Genomic DNA, 4,307 nt, shown 5'->3' on the forward strand with positions numbered 1-4,307 from the left:
AGCGCGTCTCAACAGGAGATAACTGTTGAACGGAAAACACAGCAATAGGTGCTTGACTTCCAACGCCCCATAGAAGTCCTACTGTGTTTATCCCGGCAGGCATCGCCTATGCATCAACATCGATGCGCCTGACTACGGCCACTTGAACGGCAGGTGTTGCCCGGAAAATCTGACTTCGCATCGGGCAACGTCGGCGGCAAGATCGGCGACCGCATGGGAAGCGCATGCCCCCGCAATTCGAACATGCCGCCCACAGCTTCTCAGAAAGCGCTATGGTCAAAGACCGCAAATTGGTACATCTGCCTCGCGTTATTTAGGACGTGTCCGATTTCATCGAGACCACGTCGCCAGTAAACTAGCGGCATGCCCTCTCTGCCGCCTCCTTGAGCTCTCCACGTTGCCCGCTTGTCCCGCCTCCTCGGCGCCGCGGTATTGGCTGGCAGGAGATGTTGAGTGCGTTTCAGATTCATGGAGACAACCAGGATGAGCTTGGACAATCGACCATCGATCCCGCAAAAGGAACGGCTGCAACCTGCCACGATAGAAGGGCAATCTTCGACCAAGAAGGGGTTCTGGCTGATATCGCTGGCCCTGGTGGCAACGGCTGTCATATATATGGCCGTCTTGTGCGTCATGCTCCTGCCCTTCATCGCTAGCGTGATATTTACAGAGCTCACCGAGAATCCCTATCAGTATTCTCCGACGCCAAGCTGGCTTTGGCGATGCATGAGCGTACTCTGCCTGACGCACGTGGCGTACGCCGTCTATCTGATGCTGAAGTGGCCGGGACGAAATTCATTCCCCTGGCGTTCTGCCATAGACGCGCATTTGATCCTGGTGTTCCTGGGTTGCTTGATGACTGGCCACATCATTGAAGGGCACGCCTTGAACGTCGTCAACGCGTATGCGGGAAACTTGAGGGAGGTGGATGCGGTGATGGAACGCTCAGTTGTCAGTTGCGCCAGTTCTAGCTCGAGTCGCTATGTCGGTCGCCAAGCAACGAGCTGCGAGCGACACCTATACTTCAAGACGCCGAACGGCGAGCTGGCGGCTTCCGGCCCAGCGGATGACCGAGCTGTCCGGACCTTGTCGCCCGGGACATCCGTCCGCCTGGTATTGTGCAAGAGCGTCTTCGGCACATCTCTAACCCAAGTCAAGCCGGTGGCTCCTTGGCGGCGCCCCCCAGCCTTGCAGGGGCCATGTCGGGGCAAGCAATCGATCCCCTCCTTGATGAACTCCATCATGGGTTACCTGCCGGCTCCTCCGCCCGGTGGCTCATCCCTCCTCATCGTTCGGCGCGAGTCCCCCGCTCATCATGCGTGAAGATTCCTTCTATTCCATCTATCGACATCCGAGAGGTCACCTGACGGCCGTCAAGGCAGGCTGGAGTTGGCCTGCCTTTCTGTATGGTGTGTTTTGGGCCCTGTACGGGCGGCACTGGCGCGTGGCAGGCGGTTGCATAGCCTTGCTCCTGACTTGGGCCCTGCTGGAGTCGCAACGTGTTGGGTTCCGCTTTTGGTTCTCCAGCATCGCATTCATGATGTCCATCGCGCTGGGGATGACGGGCAACGAACTGCGACGCAGACAACTTCAGCACATGGGCTACAAGAAAATCCGCGACTACGTGAATGCCGACACAGTGAAAGGTGCGCTGCACGCGTTCCAGATCGCGCAGGAGGCACGGAAGGAGAACCGACGAAACCGCCGCCGGGCCGCGAATAGCGAAAAGCCCACCAGATCTTCATGATGGCGCACCAACGGCACGACGAAGTCTAGTGTTGCGGCATTGCCCATCGAGGTGTGACGATCGTATGCGCTGCCTGCAAACAGAGGCTCCAGTCCGGCCAGCGCATCTTTGCGGCCTGCAGAATCCCCAACATACCGCTTGCTGCCACACGCGCCCGAGGTCCGTCTTTCCCGCGTCATCGTCGCGTTCTTTCGCCGCCGGAGTCTTCGCCGATTGGCTATCCACCACGGCGGCGGCGGCGTAGAGGCAGAGACGCCAGACGAAGAAGCTCAGCTTGTGGTCGTCCAGCCACTGGCTCCGGGCGATGATGCCCCCGCCCTGGTAGATGCCAATGATGTTCGCCGTGAATGCCAGCAGGATCAGCAGCGCCGCCCATAGCGCAACCGCTTGGATCAGGGGCTTGTGTGGCATCCCGGGGCGGCGGGGAGGTAACGGCATGGTGAACTCTGAGGCTTGCCCGCCCCAAGCCATGGCCCGGATTGTTGTTAAGGGAAAGGACGAGCTTAGGAAAAAAAGCAGAGGACAACGCTGATTTCGGACTTGTCCTATGGACGGTTGCATCCCCGAGCGCTAACCTCGCAAGGCTCCGTTCCTCACCCGCCGCAATGGTGGATCGCTCGCGTCGACCTGGTGCAGGGAAGCGCGGAAGCGCAGGTCTATCTGCGTTATCGCCGCGTGTATCCGGATACCGGCAAACCGGTGACACCGGCGTCGGCCACCGAGAAGCAAGGAGGCGGCGCAGCAGGAGTGCGAAGCCCAGCGGCGCCTGAGGCGGCAGCACAACGCCGATATGAGCGAGCTGTTCAAACCTCCCGCGGCAAGAGGCGTGGCGGTGCCGGTCGGCACGCGAACACCGAATTTCTATCTTTTTAAAGGAGCTCCACATGGGCCTGGCCATCGCCGGCGTTATCGCAAACACTATTTGCACGCTGTATTTTCTCTCCAGTGAATATGTCGAAGGAGGCGGCACCGTCATGGATGTCGTCGCGGCCATTCTAGGAACGCTACTGGCCATCTCCGTGCTCGGGCTCATCCTTGCTGGCACGGGCAAGAAGAAGCTCGGCGGCGCCCTGGTCATGATCGGATCGATACCATTCGTTCCACTGGGCCTGATTGGCGTTATCGGCGGGCGAAAGATGATTCAGCCCGACCCCCACGCCCATGATCTTGATGCCCGACGTCAAGCAGCTGCAGCTCTTGCGTCGTCCTCGGCAGATTCGTCGCGGGGGGAGTGATGACCGACAACGTCTCGCCGTCCGTCTCGACCGTGCTTGCGTTTCATGCTGACCGTCGGGCCAATTTTGTGATCGCGCTGGGCTGCGTGCTTATGGTGGTGGCGCTTGTCCTAGCGGCCAATCATGGCGGATCCCGCATAGGCGGTGTTTTCATGGCACCCATCATGCTCATCGCGATTGGCATCTTCAAGCGGTCAAGCGTGTATCTTCGGTTTGACGCGGACTATTTCGAAACGAAGTTGGCGCTCGCTGGCGGGTGGCACACGGTGCTTTACAGCGAAGTCACCCGCTGTGAAGTGAGCGACAAGCTGGTCGTCGTTCACTATCGAAAGCACGGCCAACCCACCGATTCGAAAGTGCGGCGAATCCGCATCCACCTTGGCGAACTTCGCCCCGACGATCTTCCCGTATGCATCGATGCGTTTCGTACGCGTTTGCCGTCGGCTCCAGCGGCCTGACGTGAAGAACGCCATCATTCTGAAACGGGCCTCGATGTCCATCAACCAAAGAGACGCCGACCATGCAACGGCTTGTTCGGCAAAGGCGAGTCCCGGGCCGGCAGGCGTGCGCTGAAGAAAGCCCTTCGTCCAGGACAAGTGGGGCCCTCCGGCAGCCGAGAAGAAGAAATGATGGCGTTGAATAAGGTGACACTAGTAGCCCAAGCCAGCTTTGGCGATGTCAACAACGGCAAAGGCGGGCCGGCCGTTACAAGATTGACCTGCCGCGCCCGAGCCTACCCGAGAAAGAAAACGGCATCCACTTCATCCCGCCGAAAGCGGGAGAACCAGCCCAGACAGACGCCGAGCGAGATGCTTGGAAGAGAGTGGTCCGCATCAATCCGGCCCACTTGGAGTTCAGCAAGACTGCTAGAACGAGTTTCAGTCCAATGGCAATGACATGGACAGCCCGCCGACCTGGGTGCCCCTATGGATACCACTCCCGGAAGGCCAGGAGCACGGCATTCACAGGCGCATGAACCACGACATGATGGCTGGCCCGCTGAACAAAGAGCATCGGCTGAAACCCACCGTATTCTGGCATGAGCGCCACGCCTGGCCTCTTAAAGACACAGAATAGGGAATGACTGAATCTCTAATGAAATTCAATCTTTACGCCATTTTGGCATCGTCCTTACCGACCGCTCAGCGTCGGCGCGCGCTGGCTCTTCCGTCCAGTCGATCACATTTCGATCACATTTCTGAGGAAAAAGAACAATGAACTTCCACGAAGGCAAGGTTTCGGTGCGAGCGATCTCTGCATTGCTGGTCATCGTTGGCGCGTCGCTCTGTGTAGCGCCGGCCAGTGCGCAGTCCACGAATATGGGC

Annotated in this window: 4 protein-coding genes; all 4 read left to right on the forward strand. The window is 59.0% G+C overall.

Annotated elements, in window-relative coordinates:
- Positions 1-483: 483 nt before the first annotated feature.
- The 4 genes from AC07XB_RS38790 to AC07XB_RS38805 all read left to right on the forward strand — a co-directional run bounded on the left by AC07XB_RS38790 (position 484) and on the right by AC07XB_RS38805 (position 3,440).
- Positions 484-1,323 carry a hypothetical protein gene (locus tag AC07XB_RS38790; protein WP_492833210.1) on the forward strand — a complete coding sequence of 280 codons (840 nt, stop codon included), beginning with the start codon at positions 484-486 and terminating at the stop codon, positions 1,321-1,323.
- Positions 1,316-1,747 (forward strand): DUF2628 domain-containing protein, encoded by a 432-nt coding sequence (locus AC07XB_RS38795; protein ID WP_492833212.1) that lies wholly within the window; start codon positions 1,316-1,318, stop codon positions 1,745-1,747. Before AC07XB_RS38790 ends, AC07XB_RS38795 begins: the two co-directional genes overlap by 8 nt.
- An 884-nt stretch (positions 1,748-2,631) precedes the next feature.
- Positions 2,632-2,982, forward strand: a complete 351-nt coding sequence (locus AC07XB_RS38800) for a hypothetical protein (protein WP_492833214.1) — start codon at positions 2,632-2,634, stop codon at positions 2,980-2,982.
- Complete coding sequence (locus tag AC07XB_RS38805) at positions 2,982-3,440, forward strand: hypothetical protein (RefSeq protein WP_492833216.1); 459 nt, start codon at positions 2,982-2,984, stop codon at positions 3,438-3,440. The genes AC07XB_RS38800 and AC07XB_RS38805 overlap by 1 nt, the downstream gene beginning before the upstream one ends.
- Positions 3,441-4,307: the final 867 nt, after the last annotated feature.

It is taken from the genome of Cupriavidus sp. GW821-FHT02F09 (genome assembly GCF_059421605.1).